Origin of the sequence: Streptomyces anandii JCM 4720, from assembly GCF_014650655.1 — a bacterium.
Classification (GTDB): Bacteria; Actinomycetota; Actinomycetes; order Streptomycetales; family Streptomycetaceae; genus Streptomyces; species Streptomyces anandii.
In genome coordinates this window covers 1-19,810 of sequence record NZ_BMVJ01000014.1, presented here as the reverse complement: position 1 = coordinate 19,810, position 19,810 = coordinate 1, and the positions used below count along the sequence as shown (strand labels likewise).

The window sequence follows — 19,810 nt, the reverse complement described above, 5'->3', positions numbered from 1 at the left end:
TCAGCTGGAGCGGTACCGCGTGGGCCGGGTCCTGTTCGCGGGCGACGCCGCCCACATCCACCCGCCGCTGGGCGGCCAGGGCCTCAACCTCGGGATGCAGGACGCCTTCAACCTCGGCTGGAAACTGGCCGCGGTCGTACAGGACCGGGCGCCGGACGGCCTCCTGGACAGCTATCACGCCGAACGGCATCCGGCCGCGGCGCAGGTCCTGCACCACACGTCGGCGCAGCGGGTGCTGGCGGACCCGCACCCGAGCGAGGACGTGGCCGCCCTGCGGGACATCTTCACCGACCTGCTGCGGCTGCCCGACGCCAACCGTCACGTCGCCGGGCTGATGTCCGGGCTCGCACTGCGCTACGACCTGCCCGGCGATCACCCGCTGACCGGCCGGCGCGTACCGGACGCGGGCCTGGTCACCGGGGCCGGACCCGTCCGGCTGTCGGCGCTGTTCGGCTCGGGCCATGCCGTCCTGCTGGATCTGGCCGGCACGGTCCCGGCCGGCCTTCCGCTCCCGCCCCGCGTCGACCTGGTACGTGCCACCTGCGCGGAGGAACTGGGCGCGGCCGCGCTGCTCATACGTCCGGACGGCTACGTCTGCTGGGCCACGGACGGTCCGGCCACCGGCCTCGGCAGCGGGGAGACCGGCGGCCTCGGCGACACGGTGCTCGCCGCGATCGCCGGCGGGCTCACGCGGGCCGGCTGAGTCACTGGCCGGCCTTGGCTCCCGGCATGCCCGCGGCGTACTCGATGGGGCGGGCCTGCCGGTGGCCGGGCAGGTTGCCGCGCAGGCTCCAGCGGCCGAGCGGCAGGATGATCCGCCCTCCGTAGGACTGCTCCAGCATCATCGCGCCGGCGGTGTACCAGGCGGCGGCCGAGGAGGCGACCAGCACCCAGCCGGCGGTCACGACCAGGCCGTGGACCGCGCCGAGGATCCCGGCCGCGAGGAGCGCCGAACCGGCGGCGAGCAGGCCGAGCGTGAGGAACAGGCCGAGGTTCTTCCCCAGCGAGGCGAGCGCCCCGAAGATGGTCGTCACGGCCAGCACGATCCACCAGAAGCCGAACGCCTTGCTGAGCGTGGTCGTCAGCGGCAGCAGGCCGTTGGCGACCATGAGCTGCGTCATGCCCCAGGCGAGCCAGAACGCCCCCCAGGTGCCGTGCATGGCCGTGGCCACTCCGTCGCGCGCCCGGTAGGCCCACATGCCGGCGGCCAGCTGGGCCAGGCCGCCGAAGAAGATGACCAGGGGCGCGAGGATGACCGGCGACAGGAGCGCGTCGCCCCACCACTCGGCCAGGTTGGAGGCCACCATGAACGTCGACGAGGCGAAGCCGAAGAGGCCCAGGATCGACGGGGCGGCTATGGGGGTGAGCACCATACGGCTGCGGCCGAGCCACGCCTCGTAACCCTCCGGACCCTCGCCCTCCGGCTCGGACGGCGGCCGGGACGCCGGTCCCTGCCCGGTCGAGGCCGTCGAACCCGACGGCGGCTGCTGTCCCGGGTATTCGGTCATGACACTCGACTCCTTCACGATGGCCTGGCGGCCGGGTGACGACGGGCGGACACCGCGCGGCCGGGAACCCTCCCAGGAGACACCGGGTGAACCGTGTGCGCATGTCGTGGCACTCCGCGTAACATCCGGTGCTCCCCTGCGGGCGCCCGCTCGGGCCGCGGTGGCCACCGGTGACGGGCGCTCGGCCTCGTACGGCTACGCCGGGCCACCTCCTCGTGGGGCGGACCCGCCATCCGGGTGACGGCCGACGCCGCGCGACGGTCGCCGGGGGCGCGCGCCCGGCGCCCGGGGCGGGCGGTGTCACCGGCGGGTACCGGAATCGGGCCGCCGGGTCTCAGATGCGCGCCGCGGTTCCCGACACGCGAATGCGCGGGTCTCCGCCGCGGAGTTCGACCGTGAGGACGCCGGGGCGTCCCATGTCCGCGCCCTGGTGGAGGGTGAGGACCGCGTCGTCGGGCACCAGTCCCAACTGCCGTGCGTACGCGCCGAACGCCGCGGCCGCCGCGCCGGTGGCGGGGTCCTCGACCACGCCGCCCACCGGGAAGGGGTCGCGGACGTGGAAGACGTCCGCCGACTCCCGCCACACCAGCTGAAGGGTCGTCAGGTCCTCCTGTCGCATGAGCTTTTCGAGGCGCTCGAAGTCGTAGGCGAGGTCGGCCAGGCGCTCGCGTGTGGCGGCGGCGAGCACCAGGTGGCGGGCGCCCGCGTAGGCGATCCTCGGCGGCAGGGCGGCGTCCAGTTCGGACGGGTCCCAGCCGAGCGCGGCGCGCGCCTCCCGGACGACGCCGGCCGGTGCGTCCTCCACGTGGGGTTCGACGCTGGTGAGGGTGGCGTGCGGGCGGCCGTCCGGCGCGGAGGTCACCGTGACGGGGACGGCGCCCACCTGGGTGTGGAAGACGAGTTCGCCGGGGCCGACGCGCTCGGCGAGGGCCACGGCGGTGGCGATGGTGGCGTGCCCGCAGAAGGTGACCTCCGCCTTGGGGCTGAAGTAGCGGACGTCGAACGTGCGGCCGGTCTCCCCCCGTGCACCGCCGTCGGCGGACGGCAGCAGGAAGGCGGTCTCGCTGTACCCGACGTCGGCGGCGATCGCCTGCATGTCGTCGTCCGCGAGTCCGGTGGCGTCGAGCACCACCCCGGCCGGATTCCCGCCGTCGGGATCGTCGGAGAAGGCGGTGTAGCGCAGGACTTCGGCGGGGTAATCACGGCTCATGCCCGTAGTAACGAGACGGCCGGGAAGGTGATTCCCCTCCGTCCTCCGTACGGTGACGCCGTTCTCCGCGTCAGCACAGCAGCGGGAAGCGGGCGGCGTCCGCGCCGAGGGCCCGGCGTTCGGAGTCCGTCAGGGGCCGCCGTCCGGTGGCGGCGCGCGCGTAGCCGGTGTCGTCCCAGTCGACCGGGACGGGGTGGCCGAGCAGGCCGTCGAGCGTGGTGCGCACCGCGGCCAGCCCGCACGGCGCGGGCGGGGGCGCGTCCGGCAGGTGCGCCGTCATGTCCAGGTGGTGGATCGTCGCCTCGACGGCCAGGGTGGTCATCAGGTCGCCCGCGGTCAGCACATGTCCCTGGGTGCCGACCAGCAGCCCCGGGTCGGTGGCCGTCGCCGCGTCGGCCGCGGCCGCCACCGTCTCCAGGAACAGTCCCTTCAGCTGGTCGAAGTACAGGAACATGCTGCCGCCGACCCGGCAGTAGCGCCGCCCGTTGGCCGCGCCTACCGGGTCGGGCCCCCAGTCCTGCCAGTAGGTGACCGCGTCGCGGTCCGCCGCCGCCCCGGCCGGGGTGTGCAGTGCCACCAGGGCGCGCTGGGCGTCGGTGACGACGTGGAAGACCAGGTCCCGTACGGCCCAGCCGGTGCAGTCGGTCGGGAGCCACGACTGCTCGTCGTCGAGGGCCTCGACGACCCTCGCGAACGCCTCGTACGAGGCCCGTACGGTGCCGGCCGGACCGCCGGTGCCGGTTCGCTGCCCTGTCACGGCCGTCACCCTAGCGTCGCGGCGAGGGGGGCGGCGACGGAAATACGCGGCGTGACGGCCGTACCACGCATCGCGCGGATCACGGGCGGCGCGGTTTCCCGGCCGCCCGCCGGGGCTACTCGGCTGCTGCCGGACCGCCCTTTTCCGCGTGTGCTGGAGGAACGATGAGCGACAACGGCCGTGGGACGGTCCTCGTGGGCATCGACGACTCGTCGCACTCCTGGCTCGCCGTCGAGTGGGCGGCGGACGAAGCCGCGCTGCGCGGCATGGAGTTGAGGATCGTGCACTCCGTGGGCCCGGGTCCCGAGATCGGCTACGACCAGACCGGGGCCGGGCTGACGGAGCAGGTCTTCGAGGCCGCGACCGGCATGCTTCAGGAGGCCAGGGACAAGGTCGTCTCCGCGCGTCCCGGCCTGGCGACGGACACCCTCCTCGTCCACGGCCGCCCGGAGGAGGCCGTCCTGGAGGCGGCCGAGGACGCCGATGTGGTCGTGCTCGGCACCCGCGGCCGGGGCGGCTTCGCCGAACTGCTGCTGGGCTCCGTGAGTCTGAAGGTGGCCGCGCACGCCGGCCGCCCCGTGGTCGTGGTGCGCGGGGAGGCGCGGCGGGCCCCCGACGACGACGTCGTGGTGGGGATACGGGACGACCACGACGAGGAGGCCGTACGGTTCGGCCTGGCCGAGGCGGAGCCGCGCCGGGCCACCGTGCGGCTGGTGCACGCCTGGACGCCGCTGCGCCACGCCGGCCTGGTGGTGCCCGAGGTGGACGACGTGGACGAGGAGCGGGACGAACACGCCGCCCTGTTGCACCGCGCCGCCCGTCCCGCCCGGGACTTTCCGCGGGTGCGGGTGGTGACCGAGCTGGCCACGGGCTCGCCCGCCTCGGCGCTGGTCGAGGCCTCCAAGCAGGCCGGTCTGGTGGTGCTGCCGCGCCATCCGGCCGAGGGCGGTCTCGGGCTGCCGCTGGGGACGGTGACGCACGCGGTGCTGCACCACGCGAGCTGTCCCGTCGCGATCGTGCCCGTGCGCGGCGGCCACTGATGGGCCGCGTGCTCGTGCCGGGCAAGGCCTTCCACCGCCGCGGGTGAGGCGGCGGGATGACGAACCGCATCTGCACGGTGGGGCATTCGACGCGGGAGTTCGGCGAGGTGCTGGAGATGCTGCGCGCCAACGACATCACCTGTCTGGTGGACGTGCGTTCCTTCCCGTCGTCGAGGAAGTACCCGCAGTGGAACCGGAGTTCGATCACCGAGGAGCTGCCCCCCGGCATCGGCTACCGGTGGATCCGTGAACTGGGCGGCCGGCGGCACACTCCGGCGGGCGTGCCGAGCGAGAACGGCGCGTGGCGGGTGAAGGCCTTCCGTGACTACGCCGACCACATGGGCACCGAGGAGTTCGCGACGGGGCTCGGCGAACTCCTCGAACTGGCCGGCCGTGAACGCCCGGCGATCATGTGCAGCGAGGCGGTGCCCTGGCGGTGCCACCGCAGGCTGATCACCGACGCGCTGATCGTCGCGGGCGCGGAGGTCGCGCACATCATGTCGGCGACGTCGACCAGGCCGGCGGTGCTGGACGAGAAGGCTCGGGTGCGGGACGGACGGCTGACCTATCCGCCCGCCTCGTGATGCGACTGCCCGAGCCGGACGGGGACTTCAGGACGTGAGCGCGACGACGGCCTCGTCGGTGTGGACGAGGAACGTCAGTGTCTGGCGGAAGTAGAGCTCGATGGCCTGCGCGTCGTGCGCGGTGTAGCCGATGGCGATGTCCTCGCCGAGCCGCAGCTCGAAGTCGCCGCCCCGGGTGGACAGGAGGAAGGCGCCGTCGAGCGCGGGGGCCCAGATGGGCGGCTCGTCCAGGAGCCGGCCGAGGTGCGCTGCGACGGGGTATCCGTGGTCGGACGTCTCGCTCACCGCGGTGTAGGCGTCGGCGCCGAGCAGCAGCGCGTAGGGGCCCGCGACCCCGGCCAGCCGCAGGGTCGTCAGGGCCCGGCTGACGGTGTCGGGGTAGTCGCGCGGTTCCTCCGGCAGCTCGTACGTCCGGTTGGAGGTGCGCCCGCGCAGCCCGTCGATGCCGGCCGCGGCGTAGCCCTCGAACACGGCCCGGTCCTCGGCGTACGCCATCGCGCGGGCGGCGTCCTTGACCGGCTGCCAGTCGGAGTCCTGCGCGCCGCGTTCCACGTCGTCCACCGCGTCGCGGGTGACCTTGAAGGGGACGCGGAGTTCGACCAGGGGCTGCGCCTGCCGCAGCCGCGAGGTGACGCCCGGCGCGGGCGGTTCCACAGGGGTGAGGTGGCCGGTGCCGACCGCGGCGAGCATGGGTCCCCCGGGTCCGGTCACGTCCACGACCCGCCGGCCGCCGACGTTGCGCCGGAAGGTGCGGCGGGCCTCGTCCTCGATCTGGGTCCACGCCCCGGGGGTGATCGGGGCGAGTTCGCGGTGCAGGTTGGTCGTGCCGGTGGGCGTGGACATGTGATCAGGCTCCTTTGAGACTGCCGATGCCGAGGGAGCCCCCCACCGTCGTCGTGTCTGCGGGCGGGCCGGGCGGATCGTCGAGGAAGCCGGCGCTCGGCACGTGGAAGAGGCAGCCGGTGACCGCCGTGGAGAAGTCGAGGATGCGGTCGTGCACACCCGGGCGGTCCCCCAGGAACATGTTCCGCAGCATGTGCTCGACGACGTCCGGCGTGCGCGCGTAGCCGATGAAGTAGGTGCCGAACTCCCGTGTGCCGATGCGGCCGAAGGGCATGTTGTCCCGCACGATCTTGCGCTCGTTGCCGTCCTCGTCGGTGACGGTGTTGAGGGAGACGTGGGAGTCCGCGGGCTGGACGTCGTCCGGCAGTTCGACGTTGGACGGCTTCGTACGGCCGATGACCAGCTCCTGCTGCTCTGTGGTGAGCGCGTTCCAGGCGGTCAGGTCGTGCAGGTACTTCTGGACGACGACGTAGCTGCCGCCGGTGAAGCCGGGGTCCTCCTCGCCGATGAACACCGCGTCGGCCGCGAGCCGGCCCTCGGGGTTCTCGGTCCCGTCGACGAAGCCGAGCAGGTCGCGCTCGTCGAAGGACTTGAAACCGTGGACCTCGTCCACCACGGTGACGGCCCGGTGGAGCCGTTCGCCGATCAGCTGGGCCAGCTCGAAACAGAGGTCCATGCGGCGGGCCCGCACATGGAAGAGGAGGTCGCCCGGGGTGGCCGGTGCGTGGTGGCGGGGTCCCGACAGCGGCACGAAAGGGTGCAGGTCGCGCGGGCGCGGCCCGCCGAAGAGCCGGTCCCAGGCCGCCGAGCCGATCCCGGCGACGCAGGTGAGCTCCGCGTCCGGGGCCCGGAATCCGACCGTACGCCTCAGTCCCGCGAGGTCGGGCAGGAGATCGCGTACGGCGTCCTCGCCCCCGGGGTCGACGGTGCACACGAGGAACAGCGCGGCCTTGGCCGGCGGGGCGAGCACAGCCTGCGACTCAACCACAGAGCCCGCCTCCTCGCTGGTGTGGCCATGGGCGCCGGTCACTCCAGTCTTGCCGCCCGCCCGGCGGTCCGCCACCGCTCAGGCGCCGAGCCAGGCGAGGGCGGCGACGGTCAGGGCGCTGACGCCGGTGTCCAGGGTGGGCTGGAGGACAGGGGCGAAGGTGGGGCTGTGGTTGACCGGGACGTCCTGGGCCACGGTGCCGTTGCGGGCGGCCTCGGCGTAGCGGGCGGGGTCGATGCCGCCGATGCCCCAGTAGGTGAACGGCACGCCGAACGCCTTGGGGATCTCGCTCATGTCCTCGCTGGCGGTCTGGAGGTCGATGGTGTGCGCGTCGTCCGCGAAGTGGGCGGCGAAGGCTCCGGCGACGCGCCGGGTGGGTTCCTCGTCGTTGACGGTGGGCGGGAAGGAGCTGGTGCGCTGGATCTCGGGCGCCTCGGGCGCGCGGGACGCCTCGCACTCCGCCGTGACGATGCGCTCGATGGCGTCCAGGACCTGGGTGCGTGAGGCGTCGTCGTAGGTGCGCACGTTGAGCTGGATGACGGCGGTGTCGGGGATGACGTTGGGGCCCGAGCCGGCGTGGATGCTGCCCACGGTGAGCACGGCGGGCGTGGTGGCGGCCAGTTCCCGGGAGACGATGGTCTGCAGCCGTACGACGATCATCGCGGCCATCACCACCGGGTCGACCGCCGCCTGGGGCATGGAGCCGTGCGCCCCGCGTCCGTGCACGGTGATGCGCAGGCTGTCCGCGGCCGACAGGAACGAGCCGGGGCGGGTGCCGACGTAGCCGGCCGGATAGGGCAGGACGTGCTGGGCGAGCACCACGTCGGGGGTGGGCGACCGGGATGTCAGGCCGTCGTCGATCATGGCCTCGGCTCCGTCGCCGTTCTCCTCCGAGGGCTGGAAGAGGGCCACGAACGTGCCCCGCCAGGCGTCCTTGGACTCGGCCATCAGGCGTGCGCAGCCGGTCAGGCAGGTCACGTGCACGTCGTGGCCGCAGGCGTGCATGACCGGCTGCTCGGCGCCGTCCCGGTCGGTGACGGTCACGGTGGAGGCGTAGGGCAGGCCGGTCCGCTCGCGCACCGGGAGGGCGTCCATGTCGGCGCGGGCCATCACGACCGGGCCGTCGCCGCCTGCCAGGACGCCGAGGACGCCGGTGCCGCCGATGCCCTCGGTGACGTCGTAGCCGCACTCGCGCAGGGCGTCCGCGGCCTTCTGCGCGGTGCGGTGCTCGTCGAAGCCGAGTTCGGGATGGCTGTGCAGGTCCTTGTAGAGGTCCTCCAGGCCGGAGCGGATGCCGTCGAGACCGGACAACACGGTGGAGGCACGGTCGGTCATGATGACTCCTCGGGCGGTTGGGACTGCTCTTCCTCCCCCTTGCCGGTGGCGGGGCCGACGCGGCGGCGCACCGCGGAGGCCACCTTGGACTGCGGCTCCCAGTCCAGCCCGTTGGGCAGGTTCCAGCCGTAGTGCACGGACAGCAGACGGAAGACCAGCGCGAGGCCGACGCCGAGGCCGACGCCGAGCGCGGGCAGGCCCAGGTAGGAGCAGATCACCGTGACCCCGGCGACCGCGACGGCGACGGTGGCGTACAGGCCGTTCCCGCCGAACACCGCGGGGATCCTTCCGAGGATGATGTCGCGCAGGGCGCCGCCGCCGACCGCGGTGATCGTGCCCAGCAGGACGGCGGGCAGCCAGCCCAGGCCGACCGCGAGGGTCTTGTTGGCGCCGGTGACCGCCCAGAACCCGATCACCGCGGCGTCGAGCGCGGTGAACAGCCTGTTCCACGACTCCTCGCTGATCTTGATGAGGAACACCACCACCGAACCGGCCACCGCGGTCGTGACGTACGCGTAGTCGGTCAGCGCGACCGGTGTGCCGTGCTGGAGCAGCACGTCCCGGATCATGCCGCCGCCCAGTCCGGAGATGATGCCGACGACCAGGAACCCGAACAGGTCGAGCCCGGCCGTGCGGGCCACGGCGCCGCCCAGCATGGCGCAGGAGAAGACCCCGGCGAGGTCGAGGTAGCGCGTCACGACGGCCAGGCCGGCGGGGATCAGGGAGTCCGCCGTCACGGTCGTGGTCGGCGCATCGGGAGCATAGACACGATCTACCCCTCGGCGGCCGGACCGAACGTGCCGGCCGGTCACGGCGGACCGTGGCCGGCCGGCGGGCCGTTCACCGGCGGCGGTCAGCCGGTGTAGGGCGCGAAGATCTTCGAGAACTCGTAGGGCGACTGCGGGATGTTCGTGCACATGTACAGGGCCCCGGTGCAGGCGTTGCGGTCGCGGGTGGACTCCCAGAAGGCGAGTTCCCCGAGGTGCTCGTCCTGGGCGAAGGCGACCAGCTGCCGGGCGTCGGCCTGGTCGTAGACGTGGCCGTCGTCGTTCTGGCCGAGCATCGGCGTCACACCGACCATGGCCCACACCTGGGCGTCGCTCCTGCCCGGGTAGAGGGACCGGAGCTGGGCGAAGGTGCTCCGCGCGGCCTGCACCGCCGCGTCGCCGTAGTCGACGCCCCGGTAGTAGTCCATGGCCATCACGTTCACGACGTCGAGGTCGACGCCCGCGTCCCGCGCCGAGCGGACCACGTTCAGCCCGTCCGCGGTCAGTCCTTCCGGCAGCACCGGCAGGGTGAGCGAGATCCTCAGCCCCGGATGGGCCTGCTGGAGGCGCGCCAGTGCCTGCGAGCGGCGGGCGACGGAGGCCGGGTCGGCGGTGGCCGAGCCCTCGATGTCGAAGTCGGCGTACTTCAGGCCGTACGCGGTGACGACGGCGTCGTACTCGGTGAAGAGGGAGTCCACCGAGCCGCAGGCCTGCGCCAGTTCGATCCCGCTGGCGCCGCCGAAGGACACCTTGACGTCTCCCCCGCCGGCGCGGACGGCGTCGATCTGGTCCTTCGCCCAGCCGTCCCGCGGGTCGTAGGCGTTGAACCACGTCGCCTTGCAGCCGGAGGCGGTGATGAACGCCATCGTGTAGCTCTTGATCCCGCTCGCGGCGGACATGGCGGGCATGCTCGGCGTGGGCCAGGCGCCCATGTCGACGTAGGGCGCGGCGCGCACGCCGCCGCCCGGCTGGGGGCCGCCGCCGGAGGCGGCGGTCGTGCCGCTGACCGCCGCGCTGTAGGCGGAGGTGTTGCCGGCGGCGTCCCTGGCTCTCACCCGGAAGGAGTAACCGGTGTTCGCCCGGAGCCCGGTCGCCGTGTACGAGGTCCCGGTGACGGACACGGGCGCGCCTCCGTCCCGGGAGACGTCGTATCCCGCGACCGCACCGGAGTCGTCGGTGGCGGCGTTCCAGCGCACGGTCAGGGAAGAGGCGGTCGGGGAGCCCACGGTCACTCCGGGGGGCACGCCGGGCGCAGTGGTGTCGCCGCCGGTGCCGCCCGTGCAGGGCGCGCCGTCGAGCCGGCAGTTCGCGGGCTCGCCGGTGCCACTGGAGACCCACCCGAAGGTGGCGGTCCCGCCGGGCGGGAGGGTGCCGTTGTACTCACGGTTGCGGAAGGTGTAGTGGCTGCCGTCGCGGGTGAGCAGCGCGTCCCAGTACGAGCCGACGGTCGTGCCGGCGGGCAGGTCGAACTCGACGGTCCAGCCGGTCAGCGTGGCGCCGCCGCCGTTGGTGACGGTGTAGGCGCCCTGGTAGCCGGCGTCCCAGGCCGAGGTCTCGGTGAAGGCCGCGGTCGGGGAGGCGGTGGCCGAGGCCGTCCCCGGGGTGGCCGCGGCGGCGGGTGGCGAGGTGACGATCAGGAGCGTTCCGGCGATCAGGGCGAGCAGGGCCGACGGTCTTCGCATTGCTTCCTCCGGTGGGGGCGCGCGCCGGTCGGCGGGCGCGGCTGCTGCGGATTGGTCCATACCAAAGCTCTGGGTAGTACGTACCGAGCACCCGGACGGGCGTCAAGGCACTGGACTGGACCAATTCGCCGCCTGCGGAGCGCACCCGGGCCGCGCTCTGGCGAGGCGGGCCGGGCGGGCAGAGAATCGAGCACGGGTTAACGCTGGATGAGGAAGCCGGATGACTTCGATGCCGCCACCCGCCGACGACGGCGATCCCCCGGGCGGCGGCCTGCCCGCGCCCGGCCCGGCGGAGGGCCGGGCGCCGCGGGGGCCCGACGCGCACACACGCCGCGGGCCGGGAGGGCGCGGCGGCGGCTGGTTCGGCGTCGGCTTCTGGCTGGGGCTCGGCGCCACGATGGGCTGGCTCGTGGTGCGCACCGTTCTCCAGGTGAGCCAGTTGCTGACGCTCATCCTCCTGGCGCTGTTCATCGCCATCGGCCTGGAGCCGGTGGTGGCCTGGCTGACCCGGCACCGGCTGCGGCGCGGCTGGGCCGTCGCCGCGGTGCTCCTGGCGGCCCTGCTGCTGCTCGCCGGGTTCGTGGCCCTCATCGAGCCTCCGGTCGCCAAGGAGGTGAACGCCCTGGTCAAGGCGGTCCCCAACTGGCTGCAGGAGCTGCACGACCACCACTCCGCGCTGGGCAGGCTGGAGGACCGCTACCACGTGGTCGCCAAGGCCAAACAGGCCGTCGCGTCCAAGGGCACCGGCATCGTGGGGGGCCTGCTCGGCGCGGGCAGGACCGTACTGGACACGCTGACCTCACTGGTCATCGTGATGATCGTGACGCTCTACCTGATGGCCGGTCTCCCGGTGATCAAGAAGTTCTGCTTCCGCTTCGTCGCGGCCAGCAGGCGCGGGCGTGTCGAGGAGATCACCGACGAGATCCTGAGCAAGACCGGCCGGTATCTGCTCGGGAACATCGCCACGTCCGTGATCGCCGGTCTCGCCACGTTCGCCTGGTGCCTGGGCCTGGGGGTGCCCTACCCGGCCGCGCTCGGCATCTTCGTCGCCCTGCTGGACCTCGTTCCCATCGTGGGCTCCACCATCGCGGGCATCGTCGTCAGCCTGGTCGCGCTGGTCGTCTCCCTGCCCGTCGCGATCGCGACCGCGGGCTTCTACATCGGCTTCCGCCTCGCCGAGGACTACCTGATCCTGCCCAAGGCGATGAGGTTCGCCGTGGACGTCCACCCGATCGTGACCGTCGTCGGCGTGCTGGCCGGCGGCGCGCTGCTGGGGATCATCGGCGCCCTGGTGGCCATTCCCGTGGCGGTCGCGATCGGCATCGTCCTCGACGAGTACGTGTTCACCCGCACCGACGCCTCCTGACGGCCGGACCCGGCCGCCCGTCCGCCCTCACCGGTGCCGGCCCGCGGGCCCCCGGGCGCGCCGGTACCGGTCCCGCGCTCCCACCGCCAGGTGGGCGCCGAGCACGGCCGGGACGAGCACGGCGGCGATCCACGCGGCACGCCGAACGAAGTCCTCGCCGGCCCTGGCCGTCTCCCAGCCGTGGGGCAGGCCGAGCAGCACCCATGGAGGCCAGGGCGGACAGGAGCAGCGACCAGACCACGGCGGCGGCCGACCGGGCCGGCCACCCGGAGACACCGGCACCGGCACGCGACAGCCACCGGGCGAGCCCGTGCACCGGCAGCACTCCGGCGAGGCCGGTGGCACCGGCGAGCAGCAACGTGCCCAGGAACCCACCCGCGTAGGCGGTCAACTGCCCCAGCACACCGAGCGTCAGCGCGGCCACGGCGGTTCCGGCCCAGAACGTCGTCCCGAGGTTCCCGTCCACCACTCCCCCCTCCCGGTCCCCGGGTGCAGTGTGGCCCACGGTTCGCCGCCCGTCACGCCTGCGGACGCTCACGGCGGGAGCGGCAGGCTCACGCGCCGTTCAGTGGGCGGTGATCCACCGGTCGACCCGTTGCCACTGGGCCAGCAGCCACTGTTCGCGGGCCTCGTCCCCGTCGGGCACCTCGGCGGCCGGGACGCGCCACCAGTGCGCGCGGACCGCCTCGCCGAGCGGGACGCCGGCCCAGGCCGCGCGCACCGAGTCGATGCCGTCGAGCCCGGTGTGCGCGACGAAGACCACGTCGGCGTCCGGCGCCGCGGTCAGCGCGGCGAGCGTTCCGGACGGGCGCGGCGGCAGGACGTTGCGCAGCCGGGCGGCCCGCACGGCGGTACGCCTCCTGCCGTGCCGCCACAGCGACACCAGGGCCCTGCGGCGCCGGCGCTCGGTGTAGTTGCCGCCCTCGGGGAAGAGCACCAGCGCGTCTCCACCGGTCAGCCCGGCCGCCAGCCGGCCCACGGCCTGTGCCGGGCTCGTGCCCCGGCGCGGTGGCAGGAAGCAGTGCGGCAGCCGTCCGACGACCACGTCCAGGCAGGGGTCGAGGCGCAGTGTGCGCTTCAGCACGGTGCACGGGAGCAGGCCGGCCTCGGCCAGCAGCACGTGCAGCAGCAGGAAGGAGTCGCCGGGACCGGCGTGCCTGGCCAGTACGACGAGCGGCGGCGCCCCGGTCCCCGCGCGGGGCACGGCGGGCGTCACCCTCACCCGGAGCCCGAACACCGGTTCCGCCGCCCGCCGCAGCGCGCCCAGCAGCCGTCCGAGCAGCGCGTAGGTGGCCGCGGCGCGGCGGGCGGCGGCGTCACGGGTGCCGGGCGCGTACCGCAGCCACAGGGCGCCGGCCGCCGCGAGCCCGTACAGGTCGACGGCGAGGTAGAGCAACGCGAACGAGAGGATTCTGACCGGGCGTCGGCGGCCCAGGCGCAGGGCCGCGAGCGGGGCCGAGAGCACGCAGGCCACGATCAGGAGGGCGGCCGTCACGGGCACCAGGCAGAGCGCCGCGGTGGTGGTGGCGAGACGCCGTACGCCGGTCAGCAGGGCGCGGGCGGCGGCTCCGGCGGCGCCGCCGTCACCGTTCCGTCCCCCGGCGTTCACCGCCCGCCGCCACCGGGGTGTCCGCCGTCGCGCGGCCCGCCGCCGCCGGGGAGTCCACCGTCACCGCGCGGCCGGGCGTCGCGCGGCCGGTCCGCACGCGGCCCGCCGCAGCGCGACGGGTCGCCGACGTGCAGCCCGTCGAGGTAGCGGCAGGACGCCGTGTACGCGCGCTCGATGCGCTCCGCGGTCCGGCCGAACGTCTTGTAGCGCAGTTGCCGCAGCGTGCCTCCCGGCTCTCCGGCGGGTGTCCCGCTGGGCAGGACGTGCACGGTCACCTCGGGCGGGAGGCCCGCCATGTCGCGGGCGAAGCGGTGGCGGCGGGCGATCTCGAACGCCACCGTCGCCACCTGCCAGGGCAGCCGGGGCGGGCTGAGCGGCGACTCCACGCGGCCGACCTGGAGCACGTAGATCTCACGGGCCCCGAGGTCGACCGCGCGGCCGACGGGGATGCTGTTGACCAGGCCGCCGTCGAGGAAGTGCTCCTCGCCGACGCGCACCGGCGGCAGCAGTCCGGGCACCGCGCAGGAGGCGAGGACGGCGTCGGCGAGCGGCCCCTCGGTGAACCAGTGCTCGGCGGCGCGCTCGATGCTCGACGCCACGCACTGGAACGGCACCGGGAGGTCCTCCAGCCGTCCGGCGGGGACGTGGGTCTCCAGCAGGGCGCGCAGCGGTCCCGCCGTGTGCAGGTGGGTGCCGCTGCGCACCGCGGTGCCGAGCCGCTCCAGCAGCGAGCCGGAGAAGACTCCGGCGCGGCCGAGGCCCGACCACAGGTCGGCCAGGCGCTCGATGGCGGCGGGTGTGGGATCGGCGGCGACCATCACGCCGTTGATCGCGCCGACGGACGTGCCCACCACCAGGTCCGGGCACAGTCCCGCTTCGAGCAGGGCCTTGAGCATGCCGACCTCGTGGGCGCCGAGCGCTCCCCCGCCGCCGAGCACGAAGGCACGGGCGGGGCGGCCGGGCGCACTGGGTATGCGGCCGGGGTCGGGGCGGCCGGGCGGCCGCTCGGGCGAGTCATGGCCGTCGTTCACGCGGTCACGAGGCGTTGTCGATGCCGGTGACGGTGGTGGGCCCGAGCGGGGCGTCGTCCTCGCCGAAGCCCGCCTCGCGCAGCGCCGACGCGGCCGTCCGCTTGGCCTCGCGCTCGGCGGTGCCCCGGTCGCCGGCCGTGACTTCCAGGCGGATGCTGAAGGTCTTGTCGTCGTTCACGGTCAGCAGGTCGAGATCCTCCTCGCGGCCGAGCGAGGTGTGGTGGGGATCGCCCGGACGCAGCCTTCGCGCCAGGTCGGCCCGCCTGCCGTCGTCCAGTCCGTGCAGGAACGTACCGGGGATGGTGATGACGTAGGTGCTCACGTGAGTGTTCCTCCTCCTGGGAGCGGACGAGTCCCTTCCCCTGCGCGTGCCCCGGGCCGGGATCACCGAACCGGCCTCGCGGCCACCTCGTAGGGACTCGCGCCGACCTGATGTCGTCTGGCTGACGACAACCGGTGTGCCGACGGCGTTGCGCGACGACCAGCGGCCCCGGACGACCGGCGGCGGCCTCGGGCTCTACGAGCCCGGCGAGTACTCCGACGTCGACTGCGCCGAGGCGTGTGGTCCGGCACCGGGCGACCGCCACCCGGGCCCGTGAGGGCCCCGGACGCGGCCGCGCCCACCGGCGGGCCCGGATCAGTCCTGGTTCGGGCCTCCGATCAGCGACATCAACTGCCGGTGGGTCTCGGCGTCGGCGGCCGCGACGAGTCCGCGGCCACCCTGGCCGACCGGCGCTCCGTCGATCCCGGTGACCACGCAGCCGGCGGCCCGGCAGAGCGCGATGCCGGCGGCGAAGTGCACGCTGTGCGACAGGTCGCCCCCGTCGGTGACGTACGCGGCCCGCCTGCCGGCGGCGACCCAGGTCAGCGCCAGCGTCGTGGACACCACGCGCGGCCGGAACCGCTCGGCGAACCCGGGGCGCGCGAGCAGGTCGACGGCCCGGAAGCCGGGGGCGTTCGGGAAGGGCGGGTCCAGGTTCACGTCGACCAGCCCGGTCGCGGGGGTGGGCTCCAGGAGCGTGTCGGCGCCGTCCTCCCGCCGTACCCAGGCTTTCGTGCCGTCGGTGCGGAAGACCTCGCCGGTGAACGGGTCGGCGACGGCCGCCGCGCCGCCGCGCAGGGCCACGTTGACGGCCACCAGCATGTTGCCCACGGCGTAGTTGAGCGTGCCGCACAGGGGATCCACCAGCCACTGGCGGATCGCCCCGGCCGAGCCCTGCCGTCCGCTCTCCTCGCCCAGCACGGAGTCCTCGGGGCGGGCCGCGCGGACGATGCCGAGGATGGCCTTCTCCGCCTCGACGTCGGCCGTGGTGGCGAAGTCCCCGCCGCCCTTGTCGATACGGGCGAGGCGCCGGCCGTACAGGTCCCGCACCACGTCCGCGCCGGCCCGGGCCGCGGTCACCGCGACTGCGGTGTCGTCGAGTTCGCCATATGAGCTGATCATGCCGGGGAGACTACCCGCGGCGCTGCGGGCGGCGGAGGGGTCACGGACCCGCCCCGCTCACACCCGCACGCGCGCCTCGTCGGCGTCGCCGGCACCGGAGCGCGGTTCGAGGTCGCTCGTGCAGTATCCGCACCGACGGGCCTCGGCGGGCACCGGGTTGAGGCACTCCGGGCAGTCCCGCTTGTCCGCCTGCACGTCCTGATGCGGGGCGAAGCGCTCGTGCAGCTTGTTGACCGGCAGGACCACCAGGAAGTACAGCGCGCAGGCGACGAGCAGGAAGCTGATCGCGGCGTTCACGAAGCTCCCGTACGGGAAGACGGTGCCCGCCACCTTGAACGTCCGCCGGCTGAAGTCCCCCGTCATCCCCGCGGCCAGCGCCACGACCGGGGTCAGGAAGGCCTTCACGAAGCCGTTGACGACGGCGGTGAAGGCCGCGCCGATCACGATGCCGACCGCCAGATCGACGACGTTTCCCCGCAGGATGAAACTGCGGAACCCTCTCAGCAGATCCCTCACCCGCCCGCATCCTTCCCTGTCGGCTGCTCCCACCGGGAAGCGGAGGGGGGAGCCGCTCCCGGCCCGGTTCTTCCGGACGTTCAGGGGCTCGTCTTTCCGCCCCGGCGCGGGACATGCCGGTGAGTCCGCGCACGGCGACGAGGGCCGCGGCGGCCGGGGCCGGGCGCTGCTCAGGCCGGGCGTTCGCGGAGGCGGTGGGGGTGGGCGGGGTAGACGCCGAGGATGCGGACCTCGGAGGAGAAGAAGCGGAGTTCCTGGAGGGCGAGGGCCACGTGCGGCTCGTCGGGGTGGCCCTCGATCTCGACGTAGAAGCGGCTGGGGTTGAGGCCCGCGCCCATCTGGTAGCTCTCGATCTTGGTGAGGTTCACGGAGCTGCTGGCGAATCCGCCGAGGGCCTTGTAGAGCGCGCTCGGGATGTTGCGTACGCAGAAGAACAGGCTGGTCATCGTGGGCTCGCCCGTGCTGGGCGGGACGACGGCGGTGCGGGAGAGCACCACGAAGCGGGTGGTGTTGTCCGGGTCGTCCTCGACCTCGGGCCGCAGGACCTCCAGGCCGTAACGCCGGGCCGCGGCGGGCGGGGCGAGGGCCGCGTGCCGCGGGTCGCCGAGTTCCGCCACCTCGCGGGCGGCGCCCGCCGTGTCGTCGCTGACGAGCGTGCGCCAGCCGCCCTCACGCAGGATCTTCCGGCACTGCCCGAGCGCGTGCACATGGCTGCGGACGCACTCCAGCCCGTCGAGGGTCGCGCCCGGGACGCCCATCAGGTCGAAGCGGATGGCGAGGAAGTACTCGGCGACGATGAACAGGCCCGACTCGGGCAGCAGATGGTGCACGTCCGCGACGCGGCCCGCCGCGGAGTTGTCCACCGGGATCACCGCGACGTCGGCGTTGCCGAGCGTCACGGCGTCCAGGGCCTGTTCGAAACCGGTGCAGGGCAGTTCCCCGCAGCCCGGGTACAGATCGGCGGCGGCGGTCGCCGAGTTGGAGCCGGGTTCACCCTGATACGCGACGGTCGTCACCGTGTCTTGCCTTCCGCTGTGGACATCGTGTCGCCGCGACGGACGACAGGACGTCCACCGTAGACCTCACACACGGTGCCGCGGTGGCGCTGCCCGCGATGAGAGACGTCAGGACGCCGCGCGCTTCGGCAGCCGCCAGTTCGGGCGCGGGAAGTGACAGGTGTAGCCGTCCGGATAGCGCTGGAGGTAGTCCTGGTGCTCCGGCTCGGCCTCCCAGAAGGGACCCGCGGGCACGACCTCGGTCACCACCGGTCCCGGCCACAGCCCGGAGGCCTCGACGTCGGCGATCGTGTCCTCGGCGACGCGCCGCTGCTCCTCGTCCAGGTAGAAGATCGCGGACCGGTAGCTGGAGCCCACGTCGTTGCCCTGGCGGTTCTTGGTGGTCGGGTCGTGGATCTGGAAGAAGAACTCCAGGAGGGTGCGGTAGTCGGTCACCGAGGGATCGAAGGTGATCTCGATCGACTCGGCGTGGCCGTCGTGACGCCGGTACGTCGGGTGGGACATCTCGCCGCCGCTGTAACCGACCCGGGTGTCCCTGACGCCCGGGAGCTTGCGGATCAGCTCCTGCATGCCCCAGAAGCAGCCGCCGGCCAGCAGGGCCCTGTTCTCGTCGCCGCTCATCGCGCGCCCCTTCCTCGCGGGCCTGCTCCGCGCAGACCCGCCAACCATTTTCACACGCCCGCCCCCGCCGGCGCGGGCCGCCGTGCACCTCTGCGGGCGTCACGCCCGTCACATGCGTCACCGCCTTGACGGGTGACACATGCCCACGCGTACATGGTGGCGTGCATCTCGACCATGTCTTCGTGTGCGGGCACCCGGCGCTGGACCTCGCGGCGACCCTGCGCGCCCGGCACACCCTGCGGATCGAGACACTGGGCACGCCCGACCGGGTCGACGCGTGGTATCTGGAGTCGGCAGTCGTGGACGCCCTCGTGCCGTGCGAGCCGGAGGACGCCGACGAGGCGAGGGCCGTACGGGAGGCCGTACACCTGCTGGTCACGGCCCGCCGCCTCGGTGCGGACTACGACGCCGGGGCGCTGGAGCTGCTGAACGCCACGGCACGCGGCCCAGCCGCGGTCCCCCAGCTCACCGCCGAGGGCCGTGGACGGAGGCGACACCGCGGGAGGCCCTGGCCGCGGTGGCCCGGCAGGCGGTCGAGTTGCTGAGCGGCCCGGACGCGCCGCTGCTCAAGGAGTGCGGCGCTCCCGGGTGCACCCGCGTCTACATCGACCGCTCGCGGGGCATGCGCCGGCACTGGTGCGGCATGGACCCGTGCGGCAACCGGGTCAAGGCGGCCGCCTATCGCGGCCGCCGACGTGGGACGCCGTCGTGAGTACGATGCGCCATGTCATCCATTGCGAGGGAGTGAACGGCCGTGCCCAGCCAATCAGCCGCCACACTCCGGTCCCGCTACGCCGAGCAGGCCGCGTCGGACCTGGAGCAGAACCGCCGCAGGCAGCAGGAACTGACCGAGAGAATCAGGGTGTTGAAGCAGGAGGAGGCCCTGCTCCAGGACATCCTGGCCGTCGCGGAACGCTTCGGGGCGGACGGCGCCCCGCCGTCCGCACATGTGCCGGAGCAGACGCGGCCGACGCGGCGGGCGCCGGCCGTACGGGCCGCGGCGGCGGCCGGTCCCGAGCGTACCTTGAAGACCCGGCCGAAGACGGCCGCCAAGGCGCGCAAGGGCAAGCCCCGTCCCGCCCTGCTCGGAGACCTCCTGACCGACCTGCTCGCCGCCCACGAGGAACCGTGCCCGGCCAAGGAACTGCGCGAGGAACTGCTGCGCGCACACCCCGACCGCCAGCCGACGCCCCAGGTGGTGCGCAACACGCTGGAGGCGCTGGTCGCCAAGAGCCGCGTCAGGCGGCACAAGAGCGAGCGGTCGGTGTCGTACACGCTCGTCAGGCCGGAGCGGCCCGCCGCGGAGCCCGTCGGCGGGCCCGCCACCGAGTCCGCCGGCCACGACGTGTGAGGCGACGGGGCGCGGTGGCCGAGACCGTTCCCACGCCCCGCCCGCCCCGGGTCAGTTGAGCGCGAACTTCTGCGCGGCGGAGCCGTTGCAGTCCCAGATCTGCAGCCGCGTGCCGTTCGCCGTGGCACCGCTCGGCGAGTCC

22 protein-coding genes and 1 pseudogene are annotated in these 19,810 nt (G+C 73.8%); 7 read left to right on the top strand and 16 right to left on the bottom strand.

The window, feature by feature from the left end; genetic code table 11:
• Positions 1–703: FAD-dependent monooxygenase (locus IE249_RS38295; protein ID WP_229859124.1), on the top strand; the 703-nt coding region annotated here is incomplete at its 5' end.
• A gap of 1 nt (position 704) precedes the next feature.
• Here IE249_RS38295 and IE249_RS23730 read toward each other — a convergent pair.
• From IE249_RS23730 to IE249_RS23720, 3 genes are all read right to left on the bottom strand, one after another.
• Positions 705–1,508: an acetate uptake transporter gene (locus IE249_RS23730; RefSeq protein WP_189707688.1), complete on the bottom strand. Its 804-nt coding sequence runs from the start codon at positions 1,506–1,508 to the stop codon at positions 705–707.
• A 334-nt stretch (positions 1,509–1,842) separates the two neighbouring features.
• Positions 1,843–2,718 carry a PhzF family phenazine biosynthesis protein gene (locus IE249_RS23725; RefSeq protein ID WP_189707686.1) on the bottom strand — a complete coding sequence of 292 codons (876 nt, stop codon included), beginning with the start codon at positions 2,716–2,718 and terminating at the stop codon, positions 1,843–1,845.
• Between the two features lie 70 nt (positions 2,719–2,788).
• Positions 2,789–3,475: a maleylpyruvate isomerase N-terminal domain-containing protein gene (locus tag IE249_RS23720; RefSeq protein WP_189707684.1), complete on the bottom strand. Its 687-nt coding sequence runs from the start codon at positions 3,473–3,475 to the stop codon at positions 2,789–2,791.
• Between the two features lie 164 nt (positions 3,476–3,639).
• Here IE249_RS23720 and IE249_RS23715 point away from each other — a divergent pair, with 164 nt between their 5' ends.
• Positions 3,640–4,515: a universal stress protein gene (locus IE249_RS23715; RefSeq protein WP_189707682.1), complete on the top strand. Its 876-nt coding sequence runs from the start codon at positions 3,640–3,642 to the stop codon at positions 4,513–4,515.
• A 56-nt stretch (positions 4,516–4,571) separates the two neighbouring features.
• Positions 4,572–5,099 (top strand): DUF488 domain-containing protein, encoded by a 528-nt coding sequence (locus IE249_RS23710; RefSeq protein ID WP_189707680.1) that lies wholly within the window; start codon positions 4,572–4,574, stop codon positions 5,097–5,099.
• A 27-nt stretch (positions 5,100–5,126) separates the two neighbouring features.
• Here the strand turns inward: IE249_RS23710 and IE249_RS23705 are convergent, their stop codons facing one another.
• From IE249_RS23705 to IE249_RS23685, 5 genes are all read right to left on the bottom strand, one after another.
• Positions 5,127–5,942 carry a family 1 encapsulin nanocompartment shell protein gene (locus tag IE249_RS23705; RefSeq protein ID WP_189707678.1) on the bottom strand — a complete coding sequence of 272 codons (816 nt, stop codon included), beginning with the start codon at positions 5,940–5,942 and terminating at the stop codon, positions 5,127–5,129.
• A gap of 4 nt (positions 5,943–5,946) precedes the next feature.
• Positions 5,947–6,930, bottom strand: a complete 984-nt coding sequence (locus tag IE249_RS23700) for a Dyp-type peroxidase (RefSeq protein ID WP_189707676.1) — start codon at positions 6,928–6,930, stop codon at positions 5,947–5,949.
• 78 nt (positions 6,931–7,008) lie between these two features.
• On the bottom strand, positions 7,009–8,265 hold the full coding sequence (locus IE249_RS23695; protein ID WP_189707674.1) for a M20 family metallopeptidase: 1,257 nt from the start codon (positions 8,263–8,265) through the stop codon (positions 7,009–7,011).
• Positions 8,262–9,002, bottom strand: a complete 741-nt coding sequence (locus IE249_RS23690; RefSeq protein ID WP_229859122.1) for a trimeric intracellular cation channel family protein — start codon at positions 9,000–9,002, stop codon at positions 8,262–8,264. Before IE249_RS23690 ends, IE249_RS23695 begins: the two co-directional genes overlap by 4 nt.
• A 116-nt stretch (positions 9,003–9,118) precedes the next feature.
• Complete coding sequence (locus IE249_RS23685) at positions 9,119–10,714, bottom strand: cellulose binding domain-containing protein (RefSeq protein ID WP_189707672.1); 1,596 nt, start codon at positions 10,712–10,714, stop codon at positions 9,119–9,121.
• A 220-nt stretch (positions 10,715–10,934) separates the two neighbouring features.
• On the opposite strand from IE249_RS23685, the gene IE249_RS23680 reads away from it, so the two are divergent.
• Positions 10,935–12,080, top strand: a complete 1,146-nt coding sequence (locus IE249_RS23680; protein WP_229859121.1) for an AI-2E family transporter — start codon at positions 10,935–10,937, stop codon at positions 12,078–12,080.
• Positions 12,081–12,107: 27 nt separating this feature from the next.
• Here IE249_RS23680 and IE249_RS23675 read toward each other — a convergent pair whose 3' ends face one another.
• The 4 genes from IE249_RS23675 to IE249_RS23660 form a co-directional block, all read right to left on the bottom strand.
• The gene (locus IE249_RS23675; RefSeq protein WP_189707670.1) at positions 12,108–12,281 is read right to left on the bottom strand and encodes a hypothetical protein; all 174 of its coding nucleotides are present in this window, start codon (positions 12,279–12,281) and stop codon (positions 12,108–12,110) included.
• A 364-nt stretch (positions 12,282–12,645) separates the two neighbouring features.
• Positions 12,646–13,689 (bottom strand): lysophospholipid acyltransferase family protein, encoded by a 1,044-nt coding sequence (locus tag IE249_RS23670; protein ID WP_189707668.1) that lies wholly within the window; start codon positions 13,687–13,689, stop codon positions 12,646–12,648.
• On the bottom strand, positions 13,686–14,720 hold the full coding sequence (locus IE249_RS23665) for a patatin-like phospholipase family protein (RefSeq protein WP_189707666.1): 1,035 nt from the start codon (positions 14,718–14,720) through the stop codon (positions 13,686–13,688). Before IE249_RS23665 ends, IE249_RS23670 begins: the two co-directional genes overlap by 4 nt.
• A 4-nt stretch (positions 14,721–14,724) precedes the next feature.
• Positions 14,725–15,042 carry a hypothetical protein gene (locus IE249_RS23660; RefSeq protein WP_189707664.1) on the bottom strand — a complete coding sequence of 106 codons (318 nt, stop codon included), beginning with the start codon at positions 15,040–15,042 and terminating at the stop codon, positions 14,725–14,727.
• A gap of 136 nt (positions 15,043–15,178) precedes the next feature.
• On the opposite strand from IE249_RS23660, the gene IE249_RS23655 reads away from it, so the two are divergent.
• On the top strand, positions 15,179–15,319 hold the full coding sequence (locus IE249_RS23655) for a hypothetical protein (protein ID WP_189707662.1): 141 nt from the start codon (positions 15,179–15,181) through the stop codon (positions 15,317–15,319).
• A 38-nt stretch (positions 15,320–15,357) separates the two neighbouring features.
• On the opposite strand, the gene IE249_RS23650 is transcribed toward IE249_RS23655, so the two are convergent.
• From IE249_RS23650 to msrA, 4 genes are all read right to left on the bottom strand, one after another.
• Positions 15,358–16,164: an inositol monophosphatase family protein gene (locus IE249_RS23650; protein WP_189707660.1), complete on the bottom strand. Its 807-nt coding sequence runs from the start codon at positions 16,162–16,164 to the stop codon at positions 15,358–15,360.
• A gap of 57 nt (positions 16,165–16,221) precedes the next feature.
• On the bottom strand, positions 16,222–16,671 hold the full coding sequence (gene mscL, locus IE249_RS23645) for a large conductance mechanosensitive channel protein MscL (protein ID WP_189707915.1): 450 nt from the start codon (positions 16,669–16,671) through the stop codon (positions 16,222–16,224).
• A gap of 179 nt (positions 16,672–16,850) precedes the next feature.
• Positions 16,851–17,696, bottom strand: a complete 846-nt coding sequence (locus tag IE249_RS23640) for a prephenate dehydratase (protein WP_189707658.1) — start codon at positions 17,694–17,696, stop codon at positions 16,851–16,853.
• Between the two features lie 108 nt (positions 17,697–17,804).
• Entirely contained in the window at positions 17,805–18,317 is a 513-nt protein-coding gene (gene msrA / locus IE249_RS23635; protein WP_189707656.1) for a peptide-methionine (S)-S-oxide reductase MsrA, read from the bottom strand.
• 161 nt (positions 18,318–18,478) lie between these two features.
• Between msrA and IE249_RS23630 the strand changes: the two are divergent.
• A pseudogene (locus tag IE249_RS23630) lies at positions 18,479–19,029 on the top strand (CGNR zinc finger domain-containing protein).
• A 42-nt stretch (positions 19,030–19,071) separates the two neighbouring features.
• On the top strand, positions 19,072–19,668 hold the full coding sequence (locus IE249_RS23625) for a hypothetical protein (RefSeq protein WP_189707654.1): 597 nt from the start codon (positions 19,072–19,074) through the stop codon (positions 19,666–19,668).
• The last annotated feature ends 142 nt before the right edge of the window (positions 19,669–19,810 follow it).

Bases quoted from the DNA above. Each gene is read 5' to 3' on its own strand.
- IE249_RS23730 (WP_189707688.1), bottom strand. From the start codon at position 1,508: ATGACCGAATACCCGGGACAGCAGCCGCCGTCGGGTTCGACGGCCTCG.
- IE249_RS23725 (WP_189707686.1), bottom strand. From the start codon at position 2,718: ATGAGCCGTGATTACCCCGCCGAAGTCCTGCGCTACACCGCCTTCTCC.
- IE249_RS23715 (WP_189707682.1), top strand. From the start codon at position 3,640: ATGAGCGACAACGGCCGTGGGACGGTCCTCGTGGGCATCGACGACTCG.
- IE249_RS23710 (WP_189707680.1), top strand. From the start codon at position 4,572: ATGACGAACCGCATCTGCACGGTGGGGCATTCGACGCGGGAGTTCGGC.
- IE249_RS23705 (WP_189707678.1), bottom strand. From the start codon at position 5,942: ATGTCCACGCCCACCGGCACGACCAACCTGCACCGCGAACTCGCCCCG.
- IE249_RS23695 (WP_189707674.1), bottom strand. From the start codon at position 8,265: ATGACCGACCGTGCCTCCACCGTGTTGTCCGGTCTCGACGGCATCCGC.
- IE249_RS23685 (WP_189707672.1), bottom strand. From the start codon at position 10,714: ATGCGAAGACCGTCGGCCCTGCTCGCCCTGATCGCCGGAACGCTCCTG.
- IE249_RS23680 (WP_229859121.1), top strand. From the start codon at position 10,935: ATGACTTCGATGCCGCCACCCGCCGACGACGGCGATCCCCCGGGCGGC.
- IE249_RS23650 (WP_189707660.1), bottom strand. From the start codon at position 16,164: ATGATCAGCTCATATGGCGAACTCGACGACACCGCAGTCGCGGTGACC.
- msrA (WP_189707656.1), bottom strand. From the start codon at position 18,317: ATGAGCGGCGACGAGAACAGGGCCCTGCTGGCCGGCGGCTGCTTCTGG.